The organism is Dethiosulfatarculus sandiegensis, from assembly GCF_000931935.2.
Classification (GTDB): Bacteria; Desulfobacterota; Desulfarculia; order Desulfarculales; family Desulfarculaceae; genus Dethiosulfatarculus; species Dethiosulfatarculus sandiegensis.
Genome location: NZ_AZAC01000014.1, coordinates 75,596 through 101,826 on the forward strand (window position 1 = coordinate 75,596; position 26,231 = coordinate 101,826).

Genomic DNA, 26,231 nt, shown 5'->3' on the forward strand with positions numbered 1-26,231 from the left:
AAACTAAAAAAACTGTTCTCAACTCCCCTGCAAAAGCCTGGGGATAAACAGGGTGAGGGTGTCCCAATAGGCCACTACGATCAAAATCCCCACTTCCACGATCAAAAACGGGACCAAAGCCACACTGATTTTCTCGATGCGCTCGCCTGTGACCGAGGAGAGCACAAACAGGCAGGCCCCCACAGGGGGAGTCATAAGCGATATGTTCAGAGCCAAAACGATCATGATGCCCGCATGCACCGGGTCCATGCCTATGGAGCTGGTGAGGGGCCCCAAAACCGGCGCCAGGATGATCAGGGCGGCGTTGATATCCATGAACATGCCGATGCCGAGCAAAAGAAGCAGGATCAGGCCGATGATCACATCCGGGTTGCTGGAGAGGTAAAGGAAAAAGGCCGCTATTTTCTGGGGGATCTGCATGAAGGTCATCCACCAGCTTAAGATCGAGGCCGCTGCTATGATCAAAAACACCACCCCGGTTATACGGGCGGTGCGAATTAGCATCTCCACAATGTCCGAGAATTTAAGCGCCTTATAGATAACCGTCGAGATAAACAGAGCGTAGAAAACCGCAATGGCTGCCGCTTCCGTGGGGGTGACTATCCCGAACAGAATGCCGCCCAAGATGATGCCGGGCATCAAGATAGCCAGGAAACTGGATTTAAAGGCCCAGAAAATCCGCAACAGGCTGAATCTTTCCTTGCTCTTGGGCAGATTGAGTCTTTTCCCCAAAGCGGCGATGACAGCCATGCACAAAAGGCAGATTAAAATGCCGGGTAAAATGCCGGCTGCAAAAAGTCCGGCAATGGAGACGCCCATCAGGGAGCCGTAGATAACCATGAGGTTGGAGGGCGGAATGGTGGGGCCGATAATGGAGCCAGCCACTGTCACGGCGCAGGAAAAGGGCCTGGAGTAGCCTTCTTTTTCCATGGCCGGGACCAAGGTGTTGCCGAAAGCGGCGGTATCCGCCACTGCTGCGCCTGTCATGCCCGCGAAAAGCACCGAGGCTATCATATTTGAGTGGGCCAGCCCGCCCCTTAAATAACCCACCAGGGCGTCGGCAAAGGCTGCCAGGCGGTCGGTGATGCCGGATTTGTTCATGATCTCACCGGCCAGGATAAAAAAGGGCATGGCCATGAAGGTAAAGAGATCAAGCCCCTCGAAATAGCGTTTGGGGGCCATGAGCAAAAATTCGTTGCCGCCTATCTGTATAAGGCCCGCAACTCCGGCCACGCCCAGGGTTACACCCACAGGCAGCCCTATGAGGATCAGGAAGAAGAACAGAACAACAACGGTTATCATTTGGCTGCTCCTTTATTGATGCCGCCGACCAGGGCCACATCAGGGTCTCTGAAAATGGCGGCAAAGATCTGAAAGGCAGTCAGGGCCGAGGAAATGGGGACCGAGGCAAAGGGAACCACCATGGTCATGCCGAATATGGTGGCAAATTGGGTGGCTCCGTTTTGGGCCATGGTGACGCCGAAATAGGTGAGGAACAGGAAAAAGGCCAGGCTGATCAGGTCCAGGAGCAAGGTCAGCGCCCTGGCCCCCTTTTCCGGCAGCCTTTGCCGCAAAAGGGCGAGCCCGATATGCTCCCGGTAGTGGGCCCCGCAGGAAACCGCCAGAAGTGCGGCCCAGATCATGATGTAGCGGCTCAACTCTTCAGTCCAGGTGTGCCCCAGTTCCAGGAAATAGCGCTCGGCCACCTCGAACCAGATGACAACCACCATGGCGCCGACCAGCAGGGCGCAGATGCGCTCCACCACCCAGTTCACCCTGGAGGCCGCCTTCTCCAGCTTGCTAAGAAAGTTTTCCGGCATGATAGTCTTGCCTCCGCCTTTTTTTAGTAGAACAGTCCCTTGAAAAGGGGCCGGTCGGTGTTGTTTTTAATGGCCCTTTTTATTCAAGGCACAATCAGGGTCCCGGCCTGGTGGTGGCAGGCGTCCCTTAAGTGTTCGGGGTCGGTTATGATCACTTCGTCACCTCCCTGTTCCAGAAAGGTGATCGCCGCCTTGATTTTGGGCTCCATGCTGCCTTTGCCGAACTGACCTTGGATCAGGTATTCCCTGGCCCGGTCTGCGGTCATTTTTCTGATCAGCTCTTGGCCTTCCCGGCCGTAATTCAGGTAGACGCCGGGAACGGAAGTGGAAATTACCAAAAAATTGGCCTTGAGATCCCTGGCCATGAGGCTTGAGGTGAGGTCTTTATCCACCACAGCATCCACACCCATAAGCGAACCATGGTCTCCCAAAACGGCCGGTATTCCGCCCCCGCCGCCTGCAATTACCAAAAAGCCCTTTTCCACCAGTGACTTGATGGCCTTAATCTGCACGATTTTGGTTGGGGCGGGCGAGGGCACCACCCTGCGCCATCCCCGGCCCGAGTCGTTTTTGAATGCCCAGTCCGGGTTTTGAGCGGCCAACTCCCTGACCTTTTCTTCCGAAAGGAAAGATCCGATGGGCTTAAGGGGGTTCTTGAAAGAGGGATCGTTTTGCGAAACTTCAACCTGGGTGACCAGGCTTACCGCGGATTTGTCCAGGCCGTGTCTGTTAAGGGCGTTGCCCAGGCTCTCTTGGATCTGGTAACCCAAAGCGCCTTGGGTGTCGGCCACGCAGTTTTTCAAGGGAACCGGGTGCAGTTCCTTTGATTCGTGGGCGATTTCGCTCCTGCGCAAAATAAAGCCCACCTGGGGGCCGTTGCCGTGGGTGATGACCACCTGGAGTCCGTCTTTTATGAGTTCTACGATATGTTCAACAGTCTGGTGTATGGCCTCCAGTTGATCTTCAACCGTCTGCCTGTTTTTATCCGGAATTATGGAGTTTCCCCCTATGGCCAAGACAGCGAGCTTTGCCATGATTGCCTTTTCTCCGAGCAAAGGGACAAATCTTGGGGAACCCGGATGAACCGGGCCGGTCTTAATGCCTCATAAGAGGGCTTAAAGCACTACCGGCGCCGGGTTAACCCGGCGCCGGCCATAGAGAGGACTATTTGGGCCCCGCATATTTTTTAGCGTATACGGCTGGGATAACCGCATACATGGCGGCGGCCCTGACCAGCTCTTCTTTCCAGGTTTGCTCATTGGGGGCATGGGCCTGATCCTCATGACCCGGACCAAAGCCCACGCAGGGGATGCCGTAGCGCCCCATGATGGAGACGCCGTTGGTGGAGAAGGTCCATTTGTCCACCACCGGGTCCTGACTAAACAGGGACTTGTAGGATTCAACCAGGGTCTGGCAGGCGGCGTGTTCTTCTTCCAGGACCCAGGCCGGGAAATAGCATTCGGTGGGATAGACCAGGCCGGTGTAGGCCGGGCGGTCGTAATTGTAAAGAGAGACCTCTGCCCCGTATTTTTTCGCTGAAGGCAGTTCGCGGATTTCGTCCAGGGCCCCTTCCCAGGTCTCGCCCCAGGTCAGACGCCGGTCAATGCTGATGCTGCAACCGTCGGCCACTGCGCAACGGGAAGGAGAGGTGAAGAAAATTTCCGAGACAGTGAGCGAACCCTTGCCCAGGAAGGGGTCGTCGCCCAGGCGGTGGTGCAGTTCCTTTACCTCGCTTAAGATTTCGCCCATCTTGAAGATGGCGTTGTCGCCTCTTTCAGGGGCGGAGCCGTGGGAGCTTGTGCCCGAGACCGAGACCTTTATCTCCATGCGCCCCCTCTGGCCCCGGGTGATGGTGCAGCTGGTGGGCTCGGTGGAAAGCACGAACTCGGGCCGGATCTTGTCTTCTTCTATGATGTACTGCCAGCAGAGCCCGTCGCAGTCTTCTTCCTGCACGGTTCCGGCGACCAAGAGGGTGTAGTCGTCCGCCAGGTCCAGATCTTTTATGATTTTGGCCGCATATACCATGGAGGCCATGCCGCCTTCCTGGTCGCTGGCCCCTCGGCCATAGATGATTTCGTCGTCCTCGTAACCCTTGTAAGGATCTTGGTTCCAGTTTTCCAGGTTGCCGATGCCCACCGTGTCTACGTGGGCGTCCATGGCGATCAGGTGGCTGCCGTTTCCGATATAGCCCAGGATGTTGCCCATGGGATCGATCTCGACCTTGTCGAATCCCACCTGCTCCATTTCCTGCTTGATGCGCTGAATCACCTTTTCTTCTTCTGCGCTTTCGCTGGGAATGGCTATCATGTCGCGCAGGAATTTGGTCATTTGCGGTTTGTAGGCTTCGGCTTTTTCCACGACTTTATTGAAGTCTATTGGCATTTGGTTCCTCTTTCGATAGGCAAAGGACTTTCGGCTGGTCCATGGCCTGTTTACGGCAAAGGGTGGGTGCTTGAATGGGCTCAGCCGGAGCAGGTAACCTCCATGAGCCTTTTAAGGCTGCCTTTCCAGTTCAGCCTGATCATTTTCTGGGCTTGCTTAAGGTCCTGGTCTTTAATTGCCTTTATGATCTCGGTGTGTTCATTAACCGAGTTCAGGGCAAAACCGCTGCCCCCGAAATAGTGAACTTCCAGGCGGCGGTGTTTGATCTTCAAATCTTCGAGAATGCCGAACAAGTGGGAATTGTGGGAGAGATCGATGAATGTCTCGTGAAAGCGCGCATCAGCCTGATAAGCGAGAACCGGGTCGCCGTTGGTTATGGCCTGCTCCAACTCCAGGTTGGATTGCTCCATCTTATCCATGTCCGCATCTGTAATCCGCGGAAGGGCCATCTCAATGGCCAGATCTTCCAGCTGCCAGATTATAGGATAAATCAATTCCGCCTCTTTGACGGAAATTTTCGTAACCCTGGTCCAGCGGCTGGCCGAAGTCTCGACCAATCCCTTATCCGCCAGCCTGCGCAAGGCCTCGCGAACCGGGGTGCGGCTCACGCCTAAATTTTCGGCCAGGTCTGTGTCCACCAGTTTTTCTTCGGGGCGCAGTTCTCCGGCCATTATCCATTCCAAAATGGTGTGGTAGACCTCTTCGCGCATGGTTGAGTGGCTGATCTGTTTGGCTTGGACAGGTATGGGCATGAGGTTCTCCTTTTTCAGATTTAGGTGCAATCGGCGCGTATCAGCCCGGAATCAAGCGCCGGGAAAGGAGACGATAGCCTATTTGGGTAGCTGAATGCCATATGCAGAATCCAGTATATCGGTATATTGGATGCAATATAGCCATAGCGAGTTTTGCTTGTCAATGGAAAAAATATGTTTTAGTTAATTTCAAATACCGGTTTTTATAGGGTATTTAGTAGGGAAACGCAGACGGCGAGCAGAATTGATAAAGGCTTTGGCGGATTTATTTTCGGAGGGGAAACGGAAACAGCCGCCTGAGGCGTTTGAATTCAGGCGGCTGTTTTGGTTTTGAAATGCTTACCGGGTTTTTATTGGCCAGAGGCTGTGTTTTTATCCGGCAGGGGTTTTAAAAAACCCCGGGCCAAAAGTTCTTTGGCAATATCCCTGCTGAAAGCCCTGGAAGGATGAAAATGATCATCAGGCTTCATGCGGGCCCAGGCCCGGTCTTTTCCCTTGAGCAGTTTGCCCAGAAGCGGGGCCGTATCGTAGTAGGGGATCTTGAGTTCCTTTAAGATCTCCAGAATTTGCCTGTGTTGGCGCACATAGCTTTCGTCCCATTTGTCCAGATGATCCAGTTCAGGATAAACAACCACCCGGAAGGCAAAACCGTCTTCCTTTGCATAGGCCAGGAATTGGGCCAGCTTTTTCCCCACGCTCTCCACGGTTCCGGCCCGCTCGGTAAAAGAGGCCATGACCGAAAGGAAGATGCGGTAAATGGTTGAGTGCTTAAACAACCAGTAGTTGAAGTATGTTTCTCCCAAATGCAGGTTGGCGATAGTTACTTTGCCGTCTTTATCCCGCAAAAGCACCGGGGTTCCGTCCCAGTCGTTTAAACAAAAGCCCAAAATCACTACATCAGGTTTCAACTTGCGGCCATAGCGTTCAAAATAGCGCAGCTCCTGCCAGGTGGAATAGCCCCACACGCCTGTGTTCCAATATTCATAATTGGGATCCGGGTTCAGCTCGGCCAAGGCCTCTTCGGTAAAGCCATAGGCTGTGATGGAGTCGCCTGAAAAGACCACCCGCACCGTGCCCGGTTTTTTCTTGAACTCAAAATTATTGTGCAATGCCCCTAGTTCTGAATAGGCATATTGGGGGCCATAGAGAGGTTTGTAGCCCAGCTCCAGGTCCTTGCCCCACCAGATAAGCCGGGCCTCCAGGGAATCTTTGGCCTGGGGATTTTTTTCGGCGTGTTGCTTTCTTTTGTTGAAATCAATGCCGTGTATATTGGCTGAATCAAAAACCATGTTAAAGGGGGCCATGATCAGCTCGAACAAAAGCAGCCCCACGACCAGAGAACCCAGGACCAGGCCGGTGGATATCATATTCTTGGGTTTGAAGACCACCTCGCGGAAATGGCAGAGCGCCCACAAACCAAGGCTCAGCAACACCCAGAACAGGGCCAGGCCGATTTCCTGGTTGTCCCAGGCCAGGCTGCCTTCCGTATAAAGCACCATGCCCAGCTTGACCAGGAAGAAAACCACAAGCAGGGCCAGTAGGATATCAATCCATTTGAAGATACGCATTTACATCGTCCTTTGGGCGGATTAACAGGGGCTTTGCCAAGGAAAGACACGTGGTCGAAAGGGACCATAACCATTTGGCTGTTTTAAAGTCAAGGGTTATGTGGATCGATTTGTTCATTAACTTTTGGTCTTTTACCTGAAAGCCGTTATGGAATTGTTCGTATATGGCTAGAAAACAAAAAGCCGGTCAAGCCCAAAGGGCTGACCGGCCTGTTGCTTGCTTACTGGTCGGGACGACTGGATTTGAACCAGCGACCCCTTGAACCCCATTCAAGTGCGCTCCCATACTGCGCCACGTCCCGACAGCGACAATGTATGTACCATCGTCATAGGTGGCTGTCAATCGCTTGTAACGAATTACTGATTTTATTTTTCCGAATTAGCGCGAGCACCCCTTGTTCAAGGGCTTCCATGGCTTCCAAAAAAAATGAGCCCACTCTGCGTGGTCTGGGAAACCATTGGTCATGCTGGATTTTTTCGGATTTCAGGGTGTCGTGGCCAGCCAGCAGATCCGCCTGGGTCTTGAGTACGGCGGGTCCTTTTTGCAATATGGGCTCCATGGACATGGCCAGGTTACCCAAAAGTGGATCGCTCTTTTCGGCCAGGTGGCAGGCTGCCTGGACCAGTCTTAAAAGGGTGAAGAATTCCAGGCCCCTGGCCCCTCTTTTCCACAGGGGCATGGCGGGATGCCTTTTTTGCCACAACCCCAGATCCTCTCCCAGGCCCCACAACCTGAGCGTGCGGCCATAAAGGGTAAGCTCACAAGGTGTTTGGGAGTAGAGGGGATCCACTGACTGGCTGGGAGACCGGCCCAGCCAGTCTTGCCAAAGGTTTTTAAGCACCTGGCCGCCGTTTGGATCAAAAGGGGTGTCCCAGTGCAGATAGCTTAAGAGAACCTCGCCCTGGCCGTAATCGGCTGAGACAGCACCCAAAAGCCCTTTCACCCGGGTGGGGTCCAGGCGCATTCCATAGCGCTTTTCCAGGGAAGGCCACATTTCAGAGGGGATCTCATCGGCCTCAAGATCCGAGGTGCAGAAGCCCGGTGCGGGTTTCAGGTATTGAACCAGCGGGGTGATTCCGTTTTGCAAGGGCAGGGCAAACTGGCCGGGCCACCATACATTAAAAACAGCTGGCGCTGAAAATCCCTGCCAAAGGGGGTGGCTTTCCGCCCCCGGTGTGGGCAGGCAGTAAAGTGGTCCGCTCAGACTGGGAAGCCGCTCTTTGCCTGAGGTCCGGTCGGCCTTGACCAAGTCGAGGCCCTTTTCCACGGAAAGGGCCAGGCCCGCTCCGCCACAGAAACCCAGGTATATGCCGCCTTGCTTTACAAAGGATCGAATAGCCGCACTGCCTTTTGGTCCCAGGGCCTTGTATTTAAGGGCTGCCCAGCCGCCGGGAACCACCAGCAGCCGGGCTGTGTCCAACTCGCCTGCCGCTATCTCACTGGCAGTTATGGGAGTCAGTTCCAGCCCGGCCTGAAAGGCGCTTTGCCAGGTCATAAGCGACCAGAGCCCGCCTTTATCCCATAAAAGCCGGGCCAAGGTCGGTTTTTGGTTTGTTTTTGGAATGGTCGGCAAGTTCCCCCCCTTGTGTTTACCGAAACCCTGGATCATCCCCTGGCTGGTTTTTGGTTGGAAAAGGGGATTTTAAAAAAGGTCCGCAATCCCCCTTTGCGGTATTGCGGACCCTGTTTGAAAAAGGCGCGTTTCCGGTCAGCCGTTCTGCTGTCCGCCGACCACCATGGAGGGGATGCGCAAGGTGGGCTGGGCATCCGCCACAGGCGCGCCCTGGCCGTCCTTGCCGCAGGTGCCCACGCCATAGCCCAGGTCGCTTCCGAGCCGGTCTATTTCCTTGAGCACCTGGGGGCCGTTGCCGGTCAAGGTGGCCCCGCGCACCGGCTCCTTGATCCGACCGTCTTTAATGAGATAGCCTTCGGCCACCTCAAAGACAAAGTCACCGTTAACCGGGTTGACCTGACCACCGCCCATTTTGCTTACCAAAAGCCCATGGGAGGTGTCTTTGACAATGGCTTCGGGGTCATCTTTGCCGGGCAGGATCATGGTGTTTGTCATACGCGGCACAGGTGCGAACTCGTAGTTTTCCCTGCGTCCGTTTCCGGTGGGCTCTTTGCCCATCTTAAGGGCGGAGAGCCGGTCATGCATATATGACTTGAGCACACCGTTTTCAATGAGCACGTTTCTCTTGCTGGGCTCGCCTTCATCGTCAAAGCCAAGGGAACCCCTTTTGGCTAAGATGGTGCCGTCATCCACAACCGTAATAAGCGGGCTGGCTACCTCTTCGCCGACTTTTCCGGCGTATACGCTCATGTTCTCATTGATGTGGTCAGCCTCCAGGCCGTGGCCCACTGCTTCGTGTATCATGGTGCCGCCTGCGCTGGCCGCCAGGACCACAGGCATGGAGCCGCCCGGCGCGGGGCGGGCGGTGAGGGTCTGGATAGCCCTTCGGGCAGCCTCTCTGGCCACTTCCTGCGGGTCTTCCGTGTCAAACAGCTCCATGCCGCACATGCCGCCGATCAGCTCATATCCGGTCTGCATGACACCGTTTTCTTCGGCCACGCAGTGCACCAAAAAGACCAGGTAATTGCGCTCGTCATACACATCCGCACCCAGAGAATTGGCTATGCGGACCCTTTGCACCTTATCCATATAGATGACCCTGGCCTGGCGTATTCTCGGGTCAACCGACTTGGCCGCCGCCTCGGCCGCCCGCACCAAGTCTGTTTTGCGCCGGGTGTCTACATTCTGAAAGGGCTTGGCCGGGGTGCTGACAAGCCCCGGCTTCAACGGACTGGGCGGCGCGATCTTGGCCTCGCCTTTTCCGGCCATGGCCGCCAGGTTTTGGGCCAGGGGCAAAAGGCTTTTTTCCTCAACCTGATTGGTGTGGGAATAAGAGGTGGTGAACTTGTGAATCAGGCGCAGTCCGGCGCCCCGGTCCATACCCGCCAGGACCTTTTCCATGCGCCCGTTGTCCATGACAATGCTGAGGCTTTTGGATTCTTCCAGAAATATTTCAGCCAACTGGCTGTTATTAGTGGCCAGGGCCTTAAGTACGGGATCGGTTTCTATTTTGGTTATCATGTGTTCGCCTTTTTGTTCTGGCTGGGACAAGTTTGCGAAAATCAGCCGCTTTTCCGATTATAAACGGCACGATACCACAGGCTTTTCCCCTGGTCAACGCAAGCGCGGGAGCCTCTGGCGGCCATTTTTCACCTGCTTAAAAGGTACCACTAAAAGGCGCTGAATCGAAAAGACCGGCCACTGTTTGTTCCTGTTTGGCGGGAAATGGGTGAAAAGACTGGCCAACTAAAAATAAAGCGGACCATGAACACAACTTTGAAAAAGCTGTTTTGTTTTGATAAATTTCAGGGAAAAAGGCCTGTTGAACCGGGGTGCCTGTTAAAGCCGATTTACTTAAACGGCCCGGCATAACCGCTCTTTAGTTAAAACACATCCGGCACAGCCCTGTTGGATGATCTTAAGGGGCTTGGAGCACCAATGAAGCGACTTTTCTCTGTGTGTTTTGAGCGGGCTTTGATCCGGACGGGCTGAGTGGAAAAGAGTAGAGGCCGATTTGCCTTTGCTCGGGATTGAAATAGAGCCTTTGCTTGCTTTAAGGTGAATCTTGGCTTTACCGTTGACAACTGGGCAGGGTATCCTTATTATCTGCTCCACGTTGGGTGTAGGGAGATTTAATATATGCTGCAAAGATTTTTACTGACTGCCTTGGCTTTTTTAATGCTTTTTCATCCAGGTTCAGCCCTGGCTAAAGACGCTAAAAAAGCGCGTAATATAAGTGTCTTGGAAGCTATTCAAATGCTTGAGCAGGATTCTCGGGCAACCTTTTTGCTCGATGTCCGCACCAGATGGGAATACACCCTTTTGGGGCATCCGCCCAAGGCCTATAACATACCCTGGCGCTTTGCCACCACGGACTTTCAGGTCAAGGGCGGCCCTTATCAGGGAGGCAATGCTCCTTATACCGGATATCAGCTTTCCGGTGCGGTGAACCCGGATTTTGTGGGTGTGGCCAAGAGCCTTTTCAAGCCGGAAGACAAGCTTATCATCATTTCCACCAAAGGGGATCAGGGAGCCGAGGCTGCCGATGCCCTGGTAAAGGCTGATTTTAAACATGTATTCAATACGGTGCACGGCTTTTTTGGTGATGAACTGGCGCTTGAGGATCAGAAGAATCTGGCTGAAAAGTTTTCTCCCTATTGGCAGCGTCCGGGCAGGCTTAACGGATGGGTTTACTGGGGCCTGCCGGTGAGCCACCGTATTGATCCCAGGTATGTCTACCCGCCGGATTTGAAAAAGATGCAAAGCCAGAAATAGTTTTTGCCCCATCAGGCTCTGATCAAAGGGAGGCTTTTGCTGTGGATGACAAATGGAAGACCCTGGCCGGGGCTATGAGGGCCGAGATTGAGGCCATTCCCCGGGCCATGCTCCAGGACGACGCTGCTCGAGGGGCTGTATTGAGCCTTTTGTATCAGGCTGTGGCGCAGATGGGCCTTACGCCGGTGCTTTATTGGAAGCCGCCTCGCTCCACCCGGGAAAAAATAGACCTGGTGGGGGTTGATTCCGGCGGGGAAGTGCCCGAGGTCAAGATAGCCTTTGCCGTGGACCCCTTGGTGGAGCTGGCTAAGGTGAAGGCCATGGAATGGGTGGAATGCCCTGACAAGATTGTGGTGACTTACTCCCCCAGGCAGGACAAGGTTAGCCAATCCACTTTTTTTCTCACTCCGGCTTTAGAACATATCAATCTGTTTGACTGATCAGGCCCTTTAAGGCTGGTTTAGCCAAAAAAAGCGCACACCCGAATAATAGGTGAGCGCTTTTTTTATGGTTTTTTATGAAATATTTCACTTCTGCGGTCAACGGTCAGCTCCATGCCGCCTGATACTCAAAGCTGAAATCCGAAAAATTTGACCGGCTTATTTGCCTTGTAATACCATGCGCTCAAGACGGGGGACGAAACTACGGTTTTATGTTTAGTAATAGTAATAATAAGGTATGATGCAATTGCCGCCCAGGTCCGCTAAGGCGCGTATTTATAAGCTTAAAAAGACCTCATGTCAGGATGAAGAGAAGATCCCGGATTCCACTTGATACAGGTAATTTACGGATTGCGAAACTGAAACCTTGAAACCGACCGAGTCTTGATAGTGACTTTGATCCTTTGGAGGGGGGCAAGATGGCTGATTCGAAAATTGTAAAAGAGAGTTTGGCCAGGTTTTTAAAAGCCACTTCATTTAATTATCCTGCAACCGCCTGGTATTTTTCAGCAGAGGGAATAGAAGACTCCTTTGTCTTTACCAAGGATAAATGGGTCTGTATGTTCATGTATTTCAAAATGGTGATTAAAAAGGGCCGGCGGATTCGGTTTTCAGGGGACTATGCCAAGGCTTGCACCGGCCCGGCGGAATATTTCGGTTTCCGAGATATTGTTGATGACGGCGGAAGTTTTATCGCTGAAACCGAACGGTTCAAAAAAACGTGCAAACTGGCTTATGCGTATTACAAGGAGTCTTTGCAAAGCGTTCATCCCGCCAAGGAAAAATATTTGTATCTGGAGAGAATTGAGGACCTTGATCCCCAAAGGGAAGTAGAGGTGGTTAATCTTTTTCCAGATCCGGTAAGTTTGGCCGACCTTGCGGTCTTGTCGAATTACGACCGGGCGCAAAACCTGGATAATGTGATGGTGCCCTTTGCCTCAGGCTGCCAGTCTCTTTTTGCTTTTCCCTATAATGAAAAATTCCGGGAAAACCCCAAGAGCGTCATGGGTTTGATGGATCCGCTCGCCAGAAATTTTACGCCTCGGGATATGCTGGCTTTTTCAGTACCGGCAGATCGGTTTGTTGAAATGGCCCAAAACATCAAGGGTAGTTTTCTGGATAAGTAACCAACGGCATAAAACGTTTTTTGCCAGGTGGCGTTTGCCAAAGCTCGGGAGGGCTTTAGCAGTTCAGGCTGTTTACAAACAGCCTGAACGCGGGCCATGGACACACCCCAAAAAAAATTTCGATTTTTCGGGGGCCCCTAATGACGGCCCGCCGAATTACGAGCCTTTCTTAGGATGAGTAATTCGAGCCACTTGGCAAAACCCAAGTTTTTGCCAAGTGGCCTCTGAGAAATTCCAGGAGGATTTTGTCAGTAAGCTAAACAGCCTCACATATTTTTTATCAGGCTTGTTTCAGGCTGGAGTTTTCACTCTTTGCCCTTAGTGATACAGGTTTGCGGGTATAGATAAAAGCGCCTATCACAGCGGTGAAGGGGGCTACAGTAACCAGCCCAAAGCTACCCACCAGGGTTTTCAGCACTTCGGCCGCCACATATATCAGGTTGAAAAAGTTGGCCAGGGGAACGCCCTGGGCCATAAAGGCCATGAAAAGGGTTAGAAAGCCGCCTGAATAGGCCAAAAGCAGGGTGGTGGTCATGGTGCCCACCACAGCCCTGCCCACCCTGAGGCCGGAAAAGGCCAGTTGAGCGAATCCCATCTCCGGATTCTGGGCATGAACCTCGTCCAGGCTGGCCGCCACATCCATGGCCAGGTCCATAACTGCGCCCGAGGCGGCCAGAAACACCGCGGCCACATAGATGCGCATCAGGTCCAGGTGGCCAAAGCCCGAATAAAGCAGGGTCTCGGCAAAGGGCATCACCGCGCCATGCACCTTGAATGCGGCGGTAAAGTAAAGAGCCAAAAGGCAACTCACCCCCACTCCGCAAAAGGCGCCCAAAAAGGCGGTAACCCCCTTTTGATTGATACCGGCTACCAGAAACACGATTACCGCGGTTAAAAGGCTTATTACAGCCAAGGAGATCAGAACCGGGTCCAGACCCTTGAGTAAAAGCGGCACCAGAAGCTTCCAAAGCATCAGGCCCGCAAAGACAAAGGAGAGCAAGGCCTTGAGCCCGGTGAACCCGCCAAAGGCAATCAACAGCAGGGCAAACAGCCCAAGGAGGATCAGCTCCAGGTCCAGGCGGTAGTGGTCCTGTGGATTTACAAAGACAACCCTGCCCTGATCATCTAAGGAAACCACCATGAGGGCCTTGTCGCCGGGGGTGAATATCTTGTCCAGATCCATGCGCCCCTGGAGCTGATTGGACCCTTTCAGCACCTGGCCCTTCAATGGGCCGTCCAGGGCCTTGAGCACCAGATCCTGATAGCCTTTTTTGATTATTCCCATGCGCTGAAGCCCTGAGTTATCGGCCTTGAGCACCAGGCCCTGACATCGAATGGAGTCCTGATTGACCCTTTGATCAAATCCTGTGGGCAAACACAGGAGGATTGCGGATAAAACCAGCAAAAGGCCTGTGAGAAGAGCGTCTTTTTTCCAGGCGTGCTTTTTAAATTCCACGTTTGACCTTGCTGCTTTCGGCCGGGGCCTTTTAAAGGCGGGCTTGGGGAAATAACAAAGCAATTTCACCGGACAAGGCCAAAAGGCCCTGTCCGGTCGGCATATTCAGTAGGGTTGATTTACCTGGCAGCAACCTTCAGGCCGGTTTGCCCGGCAGCATGGTAGTCGGCTTTGGCTTCCGCGCCCAAAAGACTCATGATTTTTTTGGCCACGTCAGTATTGTCGTAGAATCCGTTAAAGATTTCAGCTCCCACACCCATGGCCGAAGTGGCGACAGGCAATGCGGTGTGTTTGTAGGAGGTCCAGCCCAGGCCGGCCTTGTTGTTCAGGATATGGGTGAGCTGAACCGCCAGGGGGTTGTAACCGCCATAGAGTAGGTATTCCTTGGGACTTTTGCTTTCTTGATCCTTCATGGTCCGGTCAAAGGCCTCTTCCAGCATCTTGACCTCGTAAGGATTCAGAACCAGTTGGTCTTTTTTGGCGTCACCTTTGAATTTAAGGCCGAAATATTTGGTGACCAGCGGTTTCATATCGGCAAAGGAGCAGCTCTTGCCGCAGTTTTTCCGGAAGTCTTTAAGGATTTCATCGGTGAATTTCTGGAAGGAGACCTTTTGAGCGCCAAGCACCTCAAAGTGAGAGGCGTATTTGGTGCCGGCAAAGCCCAGGGTGAGGCCGCCGCACTCATGGTCGCCGGTGACGATAATGACTGTTTCCCGGGGATGCTTTGCAGCGAAGTTGATGGCCTGTTTGACCGCATTGTCAAAGGCCAGGGTGTCTTGGATAGAGGCTGCACCGTCGTTGGCGTGACAGGCCCAGTCGATCTTGCCGCCTTCCACCATCATGAAAAAGCCCTTGGGATTGTCCAGAAGCTCAATACCCTTGGCAGTGAATTCGGCCAGGGAGATGTCCTGATCCCTTCTGTCCATGGCATAGGGCAGGGCCTTGCCGTCTTGCAACCAGGCATTGTAGGCCAGCACCTTGCCGTCGCCTTTTTTCAGCTTGTTAAAGGCCGACTTGTCTGTGACCACCTTGTAGCCGTTCTTTTGGGCCAGCTCAAGGGCATCACCCTGGGGAGCTTTGGACCTCTTGCCCCGGGGATCTTTCAGCCCGCCGCCGGCAAAATAGTCAAAATCGCTTTTGGCCAGGGCCATGTCGATTTCGTGGTACATCTTGCGGGTTTTTACATGGGCGTAAAAAGCCGCCGGGGTGGCGTGGTCAATGCTCACGCTGGAGACGATGCCTACCTTGCGCCCCTGCTCCTTGGCTATCTCGGCCACGCTTTTGAGCGGCTTGAACTGAGGGTCAACACCAATGTAGTTGATATTGGTTTTCATGCCGCAGGCCAGGGCTGTGGCCGCAGCGGCCGAACCGGTGATGAAGCGGTCCGCGGCCTGGGTGCTGGTTATGCCCTGGGCCTTGAGGCTGTCAATGGCGAGTTTTTTGCCGGTAAAGGCTCGGGCTGCGGTGCGCTGGGGAATGCCCAGGCCGTCGCCGATAAAGTAGAAGACGTATTTGGGGGATTTGCCTTGATAAAAGGCGGTTCCGGCCAGGACGGGCAGGGCGCTGGCCAGGACAAAAGCAAAAACAGCCAGGACTGTTAAGCCTTTTTTGAAACCTTTTCTGTTGAATAAAGACCTCATAACCTTAAAAGCCTCCTTAACGGGGAAGATAAGTTTCGCTACCAAAACAAGACGCTTCACTTTAACGTTTTTTGGGGTGAAGGCAAATCCCCCAACCAGGTCAATTGGGTGTCTTAAATGTTACATTTCTAAGGCCAAATCCTTGCCCTACAACATCTAAAAAGTTTTTTCGTTATTGCAATTGAATAATCAGACCATGAAGAGGAATCTAAAAATAGACACCCTTCAATTTTATAGCAGAAAAGCTAAAGATAATACCGGTCAATTTTTTGTAGCTTTTTGTAACGTATTTTATTTGTTTGGAAGAATCTAGTTTGTTTTCAATCTTGAAACAGCCTGGGAGGCTTTGGGAAAAGGTATTGTTATGTAATAAAATCGGTATAATAAAAGTAGTGTGTAACCTTTAAAGCAAGAGAAAGACCATGCCCAACTATCCGATAAACAGGCGCTTTGTCCTAAAGGTGGCGGCCTTTGCCACTCTCTTGGCGGCCTTGCCTCAGGTGGTTTACGGCTTTTTCCTGAAGCGTTTCCCGGTGCGAACCGTGGAAAATAAAGGTTTTTCCTTTGATTCGTCTTCAGGCATCTACAAAGATCGGCAAGGCAGGGAAGCACCCTTTCAACTTGTTGTGAATGGTTTGGTGGAAAAACCTTTGCGGCTATCCTGGCGGGAGCTGAATGATCTGCCCCAAGTGGAGCAGGTAAATGACTTCCATTGCGTGGAAGGCTGGTCCGTGCCCGACCTTAAGTGGGGTGGGGTTAAACCCGGCTATCTTTTGGCTATGGCGGGGATTAAAAAGCAGGCGAGTCATGTTGTTTTTCACGCCTTGGGTGAGACCAGGCATAAGCCGGGCGGCCTTAAGTACTATGTGGAGTGCAATTCCATAGACGAATTGAAAGATCCTGCCAAGCAGATGCTCCTGGCTCACAGCTTAAACGGCTCTCCCTTGCCTTTGGAGCATGGTGCGCCTTTGCGTCTTATTTCTCCCTTTGACCTGGCTTACAAGTCGATCAAGTTTGTTTGGCGGCTGGAAGTGACGGACAGTGCGGTTGAGGGCTGGTGGACCAGGGCCAACCCTATCTACCCATATGAGGCTCCGGTTCCTCCTGAGAGACTGCGCAAAAAGTCATAATTTCGCCAAAGTTTGGAAGTGTTTTTTATTGATTAAAATTTATTGTCATATCGAGCTGTTAAGGCGTCTGTTAATCAAGGGGTCTAAAGTACGCTTAACTTTGCTTTAATTTTCCGGCAAGCCTTTAAGGCAAAAAATACTTTTTTCATGCTAATATATTCCTGGCTTTACTACTAGCCTGGTCAACGGCTAATAAAGCCGGAGTCCGCCTAAACCATAACCCCATTATCATGTCAGGGGACCAGTTATGTTAAGAAAAAGTCAGCCAGCAAAACCAGCTCCGGAACCTTCCTTCAAGCCTGCGGCTCAGGCCGCACCGCGAAAGAGCCCGGTGACCGTAATCGGCCAGCATATCTCCATTCAAGGTGATATCAAGGGAAGTGAAGACCTGTTGATCGAAGGTAAGGTGAAAGGCAGTGTGGAACTCCCGCAACATCACTTGACTGTGGGGGCCAAGGGACAGGTGGAGGCCGCTATTCACGCTGATCGGGTGACCATCAGCGGCACCCTGGTGGGAAACATCGCCGCAAACGGCAAGGTGGAAATCACCAAGGAGGCGGATTTTACAGGCGAGATCAAGGCCGGGCGCATTTCTGTTGAGGACGGGGCCTATCTCAAGGCTGTTGTGGAACTCAAAAGGGATTCCGGCTCCAGACCGGTGAGCGCTCCCAAACCGGTTGACACAGAGCCCAAGTTGGGCCTGGCCACGGGTGAGTCGGCCAAGGCGAAAAAGTAGGTGGGCGCGCTTTCGGTCAATCCCACCCCGGGGCTGGAGGGGATAAGGCAAAGGGCCGAACCTGAGGAATACTTCAGTATGGCGCTTGAGCTTCTTGACCAGAATCTGGGCAAATCACCCCAAGGCAGCGTTTTGGACGTGGGGCCTGTATGCGGCGAGAATATAAGCTATTTTGCTACCAGAGTGAAAAGGCTTTATCTGTGCGACCTGTTTTTACGTCTTAAAATCGACCAGGAAAAGGAACTGCCGGTAGAGGCCCTGTGGAGACACTTGGATTATCCGGTCGAGGCCTTTGAGGGAATCCTGATATGGGATCTGGTTGATAGACTGGATGGAGAGCAGACTGAACGCTTGGTAGGGATTTTAGATCACCTTCTCAAGCCCGGCGGCATTGTGACGGTTTTTGCCTTGGGCCAGTCCGGTATAACCACGGAGGTGTATTCTTTTGCCCTTATGGGTGATTACCGGGTGCGCCCCAGACGGCAGCGTCATCTGGAGCTGCCCAGGGTTTTCCGGCAAAATAGAGAGATTCTGGACCTTTTTGATGCCTTTGTCCCGGTGAAATCTTTCCGTTACAGAAACGGCTTCAGGGAGTTTGTTTTTCGGAAAAACAAACTCTGACGCCTTGAATTACCGGTGATTTTTTTGCCGGGGATGCAAACCGAAAAGCCGGAGAAGCTGTTAATGCTTCTCCGGCTTTTTATCAGGGCATTACCCTGAATCCCGCCTTTTGACTGGCCTCGCCCCAGGGGCCTTTAACTTCAAGCAAAACCGTATGAAGACCCGGTTTCAAAGCCAGTCGGGCCTCAAGGAGGCTTCTCTCCGGGGTTAGCGGAGCCCCGTCCAAAAGCCATTTGGACTGGGTCACCTCTCTTGAGCATTTTGCCTTGCAGTTAAGAACCTGAAGCAAAAGGGGCATGTCCGGGTCCAGGGCATAGACGGCTCCGTCAAAGGGAGCCAGGAGTTTAAGGGGATTGACCGGTTTCTCCAGGTTTTCCTGGTCAGGCTGGGGTACAGTGCCCGGGGAAAAGTATTCCTGAATGGTTGCCAGGGTGTCGGGGCCGGGCAGTTTACCTGTGTGGGGGTCTATGGCCACCCGCTCCACGCCCTGGGGCCAGGGGGGGAGTTTGCCGGGTTTGTCTTTGTGCAGGTAAAGCATGGCCTGACGCCAAAGCGGGGCTGCGCCGGTTATGCCGCTCACCCCCTGCATTCCCTTGCCCTGGAAATTGCCCACCCATACACCGACCGTGTAGGAGCCGGTAAAGCCCACGCACCAGTTGTCTCTGTATTTTTGGCTGGTTCCGGTTTTTACCGCCGCTTCAAAAGGCAGCTCCAAAAGGCTGTGCCTGCCAAAACCCGGGGCCCTGGCCCAGTCATCGGCCAGGGCATCGGCCACCAGGCGGCAGGCATAGGGGTCCAATACGGGAATAAGGTTTTGCCCTGCCTGGCCCTGCCAAAGCCCGGCCCGCCCTTTTTTCCCCATATTGGCCATGGTGGCATAGGCTTGGGTCAGCTCCAAAAGAGTCACTTCACCATTGCCCAGGGCCAGCCCCAGACCATAGTGATCCGCCTGTCTGGGGAGTTTGAAGCCCAGTTGCCTTAAGGTTCGCAAAAAGGGTTCAACCCCCACTGAATCGGCCAGGCGCAGGGCGGGCAGGTTCAGGCTGCTGGCCAGCGCCACCCTGAGCCTCACCGGACCCCTGTGGCGCTGGTCATAATCAACCGGCCGAAACACTCCGCCTGAGACAATCAGGCCCAGGGGTTCGTCTTTGATGGTTTCGGCCAGGGTGTGTCCTTTGGTCAGGGCCAGGGCGTATAAAAAAGGTTTCAAGGTGCTGCCCGGTTGTCTGCGCGCCAAAACCCCGTCGACCTGGCCTGCGTCCGGGTCTGAAAAATCCGGAGACCCCACCCAGGCCTTTATCGAAAGGTCGTTATTGTCAATAACCAGAACCGCCGCCTGCCTCACCCCCCTGGCCTGGTTTTTGGTGCAGGCCTCCCTTGCCAGGTGAAGCATTTTTCTTTGCAGGACAAGGTCGATATAGGTTTTTATCACCGGCGGTCTGGTTCCCTTGAAAAAGGTGTTCAGGTGCCTGGTGAAATGGGGTGCCGGGTTGGGGTCGTAATACTTATGAAAAACAACCGGCATTTTAAGGGCTTCGGCAAGGGCGTCTGGGCTTATGGCCTTGTTTTGGGCCATCTTTTTCAAGATGTGATTTCTTCTTTTGCGCAGCCGGTTTCGGTTCTCCGGCCTGATAAGCCTGCTTGGGTCCTTGACCAGGGCCAGCAGGAGCGCCGCCTCATGGGGGGCCAGGTTGTGTTGGTTTTTACCTAAAAGTTCGCGGCTGGCCGCGGCCAGGCCCTGCAAAGGGCCTCCAAAAGGGGCCCGGTTAAGGTATTGCCGCAAGATGGCCTTTTTATCCAGGCGGGCCTCCAGCCAAAGTGCGGTTTTTATCTCCTTGAATTTCTTTTGCAAGGTTCTCGGCCCGGGGTTAAGAAGCCGGGCAAGCTGCATGGTGAGGGTCGATCCCCCGGAGACCACTTTATTTGCCAGGAGGTTTTGCACCATGGCCCTGACCAGGGCCATGGGGTCTACTCCGGGGTGCAGATAAAACCGTTTGTCCTCGGCCGCCAGGGCGGCCTGCTCCAACAAAGGCGGTATTTCACCCTTGCCCAGCCAGGGACCGGCCCTTAGTTGCCTGCTTTTCAGCCTGGTCAGGATTTGGCCGTTCTGCGCCAGCACAATGCTGTCCTTTACCCGGCCATAGCCCTCTTGAGGCAAATGGCCGGGTAAAGACACGCAAACGATCCAAAGTAAAAGGGGGCTCAAGGCCAAAAGGCCGAGCCCCGTTAAAAGGCTTTTTTTCATTTTACGGTCAGGCTGCCCGCCTTGCTCTGACCAAAGACCTCCTGGGAGTACATTTCTTCGGCCCTGGCCGCAGGCAGCATATATTCGCCCTGGGCAATTGCCCTGAGCTTGAGCTTGTAGGTGTAGACTCCAGGTTCAAGCCTTGGCGCATAGAGCATAAGCGCGGTTTGGCCAAGCTCCTTGTAGCGCCAGGGGCCGAACTCCATATCATCCTGCTGGCCCTTGGCTGCCTGATTAGGTTCCAGGCCCGCGGGATAGGGCGCCTCCACCAACAGGTGGTGTCTGGTGGCCTGGGTTATCACCGTTATCACGCACTCCAGATCCTGTCCCAGCTCCCAAGGTCCCTGACCTCCGCCCTTGGCTGCCTGGAAGAAGCGGGAAACCGATACTCCTGCGTTTACCGGAGCGCCCGAGGGCTCTCCAGGGGCAAAGGAAAGGCGGGCGCTGTATAGAAGCCTGCCTTTGCCCTCTGCGCTGATTAAGAGTTCCTGGCCCGAAGAGAGCAGGTTGCGCACCACTTCCACGGTCAAGGGCTGATCAGTGGGCTTGGTAAAGCGTCTTTCGGAAACGGTTTTTTGATCCAGACGCACCTTGGCCTCAAGATCCGTGACCTCTCCGGTCAGGCGGGTGTAGGCAGCCAGGGCCCAGAGCCCGAACACCGCCTCCTGGGTGGATATGTATTTTTTGCTGCCGAGCGTACGGGCCACAAACCAGGCCAGTTGATCCAGTTGGGGGTGGGCCGGTTTCACCCGGCTGAGAGCCCACAGGGCCATGGCATTTCCCCTGAGGCCGGAACCCAGCACAGGCTTCAGCCCGCCGGGATCAACCGTGACAAACTGCATGCTCTGGGCGCTTAAACGGGCCGAGCCTTCCAGTTGCTTTATCAAACCGGCCCTGGCTTTGGCTTTTTTGTAAATCCCGCAGGCTTCAATCAGGCAGGCCAGGCCAAATGGGTCCAGGCCCCTGGTTCTGGTAAGTGCGTTATTCAGGCGCGAGGCCACCTTGAAGCCCTCCCTGGAAAGAACCCAGATGATAAACGCTTCCTGGCTGCGTCCTGCCAGGTCCCTTTGTTTGGGGGCGCGGGTCCGCCTCAGATAGCGCATCAGGTAATCCGCCGCTGACTGCCTTGTGTCTTCACTTAAAATATGCACCCCGCTTTTTTTGATCATGGAACCGGCCAAAAGTGCATAGGCTGTGACAAAGGGATCTGCCCTTTCCCAGCCGGGCCAATAGGCGAATCCGCCGTTTCCGCTTTGGAAATCGGGTATTACGGAAGCAAGGTCCAAAAGCGCCTTTTGGTCTGAAGGGTGGGGCGTAAGTCCCATGACCGGCCCCATGTCAAGGCGCATGGCCCGGGCCGCGCCCCGGCTGAGCCTTTGTTCCAGGCAGTCCCAGGGATAGTCCAGGAGCATGGTCGCCGGTCTGGTCATGCCAGCTGTCAGGGAAGGCGAAAGGGTTATATTGAGCCCTCCCTTGCCGGCCAGAGCGTCTGCTGGAAGGGCAAGGGTCATTTTACGTTTGGTCGCGCCTTGTCCGGGCGTGAGGCTGCCAAAGTCGGCCATGGTCTCAAGCCTGGTGAGGGACTTGACCGGCAGGCTGAACTGAACCTGATCTTCAAACTTGCCTAATCCGGCCTTGAAAGTCAGGCTGACCTTGCCTGTTTGCATAGCCTTGACCATAAAGCCCACCGGTTTGGTTTGGTTGGGCATAAGCTCTATGGTCTTTTCCTTTTTACCCTGAAGCGAAAGCCCCTTGCCCTGGGCCTGGATATGAATTTTTCCCTTGGCGTCGGTCAGGTTCTGCACCAGCACCCTGGCCTGGAAAAGGTCGCCAAGCCGGGCGAACCTGGGCAGGGCGGAGAGGATCTGCAAGGGCTGGGAGGCGGTGATGCTCTCCCGGCCCAGGCCAAAGCGTCCCTGTTTGTCGCAGGCCACAGCCACGATGCGGTAAGAGGTGAGGCTGTCCGGCAAGGGGAACCGGGCTACGATGCTTCCTGATTCCCCGGTATCGGCCTGTCCCAGCCAGAAGACCGTGGGCGTAAAGCGTTTGCGCAACATGGAGCCCATGCCGCCGCCGCCCGCGGCTGATTCGCCCTTTTGCATGCCAAGCACCCTGCTCACCACTGCTGTGCGCAGGTCCGCGGTGAGCACGCTCAAGGGCTGCATTTTGCCAAAGGTGGGGCGGGGGTCATAGGGGTCTTTTTCTCCCGCGGCAACCAGCACCCTTTCATCCACTGCCAAAAGCGTCACCTGGCTGTGATGGGGTTTTCCCTTAAGGGTCACGTCCACGAAAATTTCGGCCTTTTGGCCGGGGCGCATTTTCTTGTCAGTCGCCCGCACCTTTACTTCAAGGTCGGTCGCTTCCCGGTTTACCTTGATTTCGGCGCAGCCTATGCGGACCTGGGGCTTGCCCAGGTCCGCCCCGTGGGGCTTGGGTTCACCAACCCGGCCCCGGACCAGAAGCACACTGAGGTAAACCCCGGGGGCGTCGCCTTTTTCCAAGGACACTTCCAGGACCGGTCCCGGTCCCTCGACCTCCTGGACCAGGGTTTTTCGCACCCCCTGCCTCTCCACCGTCAGCAGGGCGGTTGCCCGGCTGAAGGGGTTTTTCAGCATAACCTTCACCGTCTGGCCGGGCTTGGCCTCCTTTTGCGAAAGCACCAGGTCCAGGCGGTTGTCATCATAGCGCTTCCAGGCCGAAATTCCCTGGCCCGAGGCCCAGAGATAGAGCCCGGTTTTGGTCACAAGCCCCTTGGAGTCCCTGGCCGTGGCCACAACTACATAGGTTCCCGATTCAGGCGGGGTGAAATTGAATTCCGTTTTGGGCTTATCCATGGCGAGGTCCTTTTGCCACACCTGTTTGCGCCTGGCCTTGATGAGGTAGCGGTAATATCCGCCTTCACCCTTTTCCCGCACAGATTCCCAATACTGGCGATAAGCGGTGATGCTGACCTCACCCGGTGACACGGCCTGGTTGTCCTTGGTCGCGGCCGCCAGCTGGATTTGGCTGGGTTTCCCTGCCTGGGCGAGCAGGGGAGCCTTAAGCCCCAGGTAGATATTGGAAGGATGCACCAGTATGGAGCCTGTGCTTCTCAGGCCGCGGCTTGAGGCGTCTGTAACCTCTGCCGTGAGGTCCAGCCTCAAGGGAACGCCGGGGTTGGCCTTAAGGGGCGGCAGCTCAAAGGCCGCGCCACCGTTTTGATCGGTTTCACCGGTCAAAACGCCCACATGGGGATCCGAGGGCCTGTCTTCGTCCGGCAGCGGGATATCGCCCACCGCGTATTTTTCCAGTAAGGGCGGCTGAAAATGGGTTTCAGCCCGGTTCATCAGGAGTTTGACCTGGCCTTCGGTCACCGGTTTGCCAAAGAGATAATCCGCCTTGACATCCGCCTTGCCCAGGGAGCCCGGCCCCGCATGATCCTTGGGCGCGGTGAGCTTGACCTTGAAATCAGGCGGCCTGAAAGATGCAACCCGGAAAGATCCGGCCCTGAGGGAATTCTTGCCGATTTTCAGGGTCAGTTCATATTCTCCCAGCCTGCATTTCGGGGGCAGGTCGCAAAAACCGGTGAATGTTCCGAATTCGTTGGTTTTTGCCTTGAATACCTTGATTTTCTTGCCATAAGGGTTATTGATCCAGGCCTTGATTTCGGTCACTGGGGGAGGGGTGGCTCCCAGGGGGCCGGGCCTTCTGACAAAGACCGTGAAATTAACCTTTTGCCCCGGCTGGTATAGAGGAAGCTGGAAAAGGGCATAGGCCTTGTCCCCGCTTATTTGCCCGGGCTTTCTCTGCGAAATTTCATAGGGCATGCTGGAGTCCAACTCAGAGGCGAATTCACTGGGTGTGATGGCCAGCTCGCCCTTGTATTTGGCCAGCAGGTAAACAATCGGGTTGCGCCAGGGCTTTTTTTTGTCCGGAGCCGGGTTCAACTCATCCAACCCCGGGAATTTGGCCAGCCCCAATTCATCGCTGAGGCCTTGCCACAACAGGCGGTTTTTACGGTCCCTCAATTCAAGGGCCGCCCCTTTGAGGGGCTTGCCGGAAGAGAGCCTGGTCACCCAGGCCAATCCGTTTTTGTCGCCAATCTTCAGGCTGAGCCCCATGTCGGTGTATTGGAGAAGGGCCCGGCGCACCCTGGCCTTGGGCTTGCCTTTGTAATCCGGCCAGGTGGCGCGCAGGTCAATAAGGGTGACTCCGCCTCTCAGGCTGCGTCCCAGGTCTTTTTCCAGATCCAGGGGATATAGAACCAGCTGGTTGGGCGAAAGGTTCGGGTCCACCATCTTGGAGGTTGCATTTTTTTGGCCCAGGGAAGGGGCGCGGGGAGTTTTGTTCCATGGCCTGCTGCGTTCGGCCTCCATCACTAGAACCGCCTCGTCGGCCGGATAATAACGCAGCCCCAGGCGGAACTGTTCTATATTGCGTAAACGCAAGGGATAAAGCGGTTTGGCCTTGGCTTCCAGCACACCCGGCCCTTCAGGCAGGTGAAACGTGGGAGAAAGGTCCCCGGTTTTAAGGCTTATAAAGGCGTCTTTGCCCAGGGTTGTGCCGTAGATGTCCTTAAGCCCTTTGGTGACGATGACCGTGTATTGGGTTCTGGGCTTAAAGCCAAGGGCCATATGGTGCCAGCGTCCCTTGTATTCATAGGAAGAGCGCACCATTTCCGGCAATTGGGGCGTAACGCGGATGTGTTTTTCCACTTCCTTGCGGGAGACCGGGTTTGTGAATTTCAGGTTCAGCCCGGATTCAGGGGCAAGACCGCCGAAGGGGGAGGAATCCATGTTCCAGGAGGTCAGTAGCAACGGATAATAGGGTTTGTATGAGGCCCTATGGGATTTGGGGGATGATCGGTCTCCGTCAGCCGGAATCACGCCCGGCTTCACCACTATCTTGACCTTTTGGCCGGGTTTTACCTTTTGGGGGCAGGAAAAGACATATTCCCTGGCCAGAAGGTTTTCTGCCCTTTGCCAGCGGGGCAGTTCTCTTTCCGACACCTTGGCCGGAACCATTTTACCCTGAACCACAAAAAAGGATTTTTGGCTAAGGGAGGCGAGGTCCACCGGTTGGTTTATCACCGCCCTGATAACCGGTTCGGGCTCTGTGGAGCCGCCCGGTTTGGGGCGCCATTCGATCACCTCCACCTCAGGGGTGGAGACCTGCGCTTTCACCTCTTTTGTAAGGTTTGCGCCGTCTAAGGCCCTGGCGGTTTTCAAAACAGTCATATTGAGTCTGGTCGCCCCCCTTAGGGGCGTATCCAGGATATAGGCCAGGGTTCTGGTGTCGAGCCAGCGAAAAGAGCCTTTGGGAAGGGGAGAGATCAAAAGGGGCGAGGTCTCGGTTTTTTGCCCGGCCTGCCCCAAGGGGGTCATATCTTTACTAAAGCGAACCACCACCTGGGTTATCTGGTCCACTTCTCCTTGGGGCATAAGGCTCACCACCTTGAGCCCCTCGGGCTCGGCCATGGCTTGAGCCGGCTGGACCGGGCCAAGGGCCAGAAAGCATAACAACCCTATAAAGGAGATGTTTCTGAAAATTTTTGTAAAACTGAGCATGATTTTCACCCTTTTCAGCACGGGAATAGTAATTTTCAAAAAAACAGTGGATTTTTTCTTTGGCAGCGTTCAGCAGAAATGACTTGTATAACTTTTTTCCGGCAATTTGTCCGCTCTCAGACCCGGGTATTGGTAAATCAAAGCAAGTGCATGGTTATTAGATAAAAATACCATTCAACTTAAAACCGATCGCTTGATGATACGCCGCTAAAACAGTTTAAGCATGCCGGGGAAAGTTGGTCAATACCCGCCTGCCCGTAATAAAAAAAGGCTTTCCAATAAACCTCTTCAGAGGTTTTGAAAAAGGGAAAATATCCCTTTGGCTATGGATTTGGCAGTATTTTTCGGGGCGGCAAATTGAGAATTAAGATTTTTGGGCTGAAAAAGTTTCGGTTTTTTTTGAAAACAGAGTACTCCGA

General features: G+C 54.2%; 19 protein-coding genes and 1 tRNA gene. 6 read left to right on the top strand and 14 right to left on the bottom strand.

The window, feature by feature from the left end; genetic code table 11:
• Positions 1-18: 18 nt before the first annotated feature.
• The 10 genes from X474_RS10120 to X474_RS26100 form a co-directional block, all read right to left on the bottom strand.
• Positions 19-1,302 (bottom strand): TRAP transporter large permease, encoded by a 1,284-nt coding sequence (locus tag X474_RS10120; RefSeq protein ID WP_197282050.1) that lies wholly within the window; start codon positions 1,300-1,302, stop codon positions 19-21.
• Entirely contained in the window at positions 1,299-1,820 is a 522-nt protein-coding gene (locus X474_RS10125) for a TRAP transporter small permease (protein ID WP_044348664.1), read from the bottom strand. Before X474_RS10125 ends, X474_RS10120 begins: the two co-directional genes overlap by 4 nt.
• A gap of 83 nt (positions 1,821-1,903) precedes the next feature.
• Positions 1,904-2,854 carry a carbamate kinase gene (locus X474_RS10130; protein ID WP_044349047.1) on the bottom strand — a complete coding sequence of 317 codons (951 nt, stop codon included), beginning with the start codon at positions 2,852-2,854 and terminating at the stop codon, positions 1,904-1,906.
• Positions 2,855-2,984: 130 nt separating this feature from the next.
• The gene (locus X474_RS10135; protein ID WP_044348665.1) at positions 2,985-4,202 is read right to left on the bottom strand and encodes a YgeY family selenium metabolism-linked hydrolase; all 1,218 of its coding nucleotides are present in this window, start codon (positions 4,200-4,202) and stop codon (positions 2,985-2,987) included.
• Positions 4,203-4,282: 80 nt separating this feature from the next.
• Positions 4,283-4,954 (bottom strand): GntR family transcriptional regulator, encoded by a 672-nt coding sequence (locus X474_RS10140; protein ID WP_044348666.1) that lies wholly within the window; start codon positions 4,952-4,954, stop codon positions 4,283-4,285.
• 350 nt (positions 4,955-5,304) lie between these two features.
• The gene (locus X474_RS10145; RefSeq protein ID WP_044348667.1) at positions 5,305-6,522 is read right to left on the bottom strand and encodes an SGNH/GDSL hydrolase family protein; all 1,218 of its coding nucleotides are present in this window, start codon (positions 6,520-6,522) and stop codon (positions 5,305-5,307) included.
• Positions 6,523-6,747: 225 nt separating this feature from the next.
• Positions 6,748-6,824: transfer RNA gene (locus tag X474_RS10150), tRNA-Pro, on the bottom strand.
• Between the two features lie 24 nt (positions 6,825-6,848).
• Positions 6,849-8,096: a BPL-N domain-containing protein gene (locus tag X474_RS10155; protein ID WP_044348668.1), complete on the bottom strand. Its 1,248-nt coding sequence runs from the start codon at positions 8,094-8,096 to the stop codon at positions 6,849-6,851.
• Positions 8,097-8,231: 135 nt separating this feature from the next.
• On the bottom strand, positions 8,232-9,617 hold the full coding sequence (locus tag X474_RS10160) for a TldD/PmbA family protein (RefSeq protein WP_044348669.1): 1,386 nt from the start codon (positions 9,615-9,617) through the stop codon (positions 8,232-8,234).
• A gap of 136 nt (positions 9,618-9,753) precedes the next feature.
• Positions 9,754-9,966 carry a hypothetical protein gene (locus tag X474_RS26100; RefSeq protein ID WP_156360716.1) on the bottom strand — a complete coding sequence of 71 codons (213 nt, stop codon included), beginning with the start codon at positions 9,964-9,966 and terminating at the stop codon, positions 9,754-9,756.
• A gap of 269 nt (positions 9,967-10,235) precedes the next feature.
• Between X474_RS26100 and X474_RS10165 the strand changes: the two genes are divergently transcribed.
• The 3 genes from X474_RS10165 (at position 10,236) to X474_RS10175 (ending at position 12,438) form a co-directional block, all read left to right on the top strand.
• Positions 10,236-10,871 carry a rhodanese-like domain-containing protein gene (locus X474_RS10165; RefSeq protein WP_044348670.1) on the top strand — a complete coding sequence of 212 codons (636 nt, stop codon included), beginning with the start codon at positions 10,236-10,238 and terminating at the stop codon, positions 10,869-10,871.
• A gap of 41 nt (positions 10,872-10,912) precedes the next feature.
• Positions 10,913-11,311, top strand: coding sequence for a hypothetical protein (locus tag X474_RS10170; protein WP_044348671.1), 399 nt, complete (start codon positions 10,913-10,915; stop codon positions 11,309-11,311).
• Positions 11,312-11,730: 419 nt separating this feature from the next.
• A complete protein-coding gene (locus tag X474_RS10175; RefSeq protein WP_052515075.1) occupies positions 11,731-12,438 on the top strand; it encodes a DUF169 domain-containing protein in 708 nt (235 codons plus the stop codon).
• Positions 12,439-12,718: 280 nt separating this feature from the next.
• On the opposite strand, the gene X474_RS10180 is transcribed toward X474_RS10175, so the two are convergent.
• Positions 12,719-13,894: a YibE/F family protein gene (locus X474_RS10180; protein ID WP_044349051.1), complete on the bottom strand. Its 1,176-nt coding sequence runs from the start codon at positions 13,892-13,894 to the stop codon at positions 12,719-12,721.
• Between the two features lie 119 nt (positions 13,895-14,013).
• Positions 14,014-15,534, bottom strand: a complete 1,521-nt coding sequence (locus X474_RS10185; RefSeq protein WP_044348672.1) for an alkaline phosphatase — start codon at positions 15,532-15,534, stop codon at positions 14,014-14,016.
• Between the two features lie 422 nt (positions 15,535-15,956).
• Here X474_RS10185 and X474_RS10190 point away from each other — a divergent pair, with 422 nt between their 5' ends.
• The 3 genes from X474_RS10190 to X474_RS10200 all read left to right on the top strand — a co-directional run bounded on the left by X474_RS10190 (position 15,957) and on the right by X474_RS10200 (position 18,021).
• Positions 15,957-16,664, top strand: a complete 708-nt coding sequence (locus tag X474_RS10190) for a molybdopterin-dependent oxidoreductase (RefSeq protein WP_044348673.1) — start codon at positions 15,957-15,959, stop codon at positions 16,662-16,664.
• Positions 16,665-16,911: 247 nt separating this feature from the next.
• Positions 16,912-17,400 carry a bactofilin family protein gene (locus X474_RS10195; RefSeq protein ID WP_052515076.1) on the top strand — a complete coding sequence of 163 codons (489 nt, stop codon included), beginning with the start codon at positions 16,912-16,914 and terminating at the stop codon, positions 17,398-17,400.
• Positions 17,401-18,021, top strand: a complete 621-nt coding sequence (locus X474_RS10200; RefSeq protein WP_044348675.1) for a hypothetical protein — start codon at positions 17,401-17,403, stop codon at positions 18,019-18,021.
• Between the two features lie 82 nt (positions 18,022-18,103).
• Here the strand turns inward: X474_RS10200 and pbpC are convergent, their stop codons facing one another.
• Both pbpC and X474_RS10210 read right to left on the bottom strand, forming a co-directional pair.
• Entirely contained in the window at positions 18,104-20,266 is a 2,163-nt protein-coding gene (gene pbpC, locus X474_RS10205; protein ID WP_052515077.1) for a penicillin-binding protein 1C, read from the bottom strand.
• Complete coding sequence (locus X474_RS10210; RefSeq protein WP_052515078.1) at positions 20,263-25,812, bottom strand: alpha-2-macroglobulin family protein; 5,550 nt, start codon at positions 25,810-25,812, stop codon at positions 20,263-20,265. Before X474_RS10210 ends, pbpC begins: the two co-directional genes overlap by 4 nt.
• Positions 25,813-26,231: the final 419 nt, after the last annotated feature.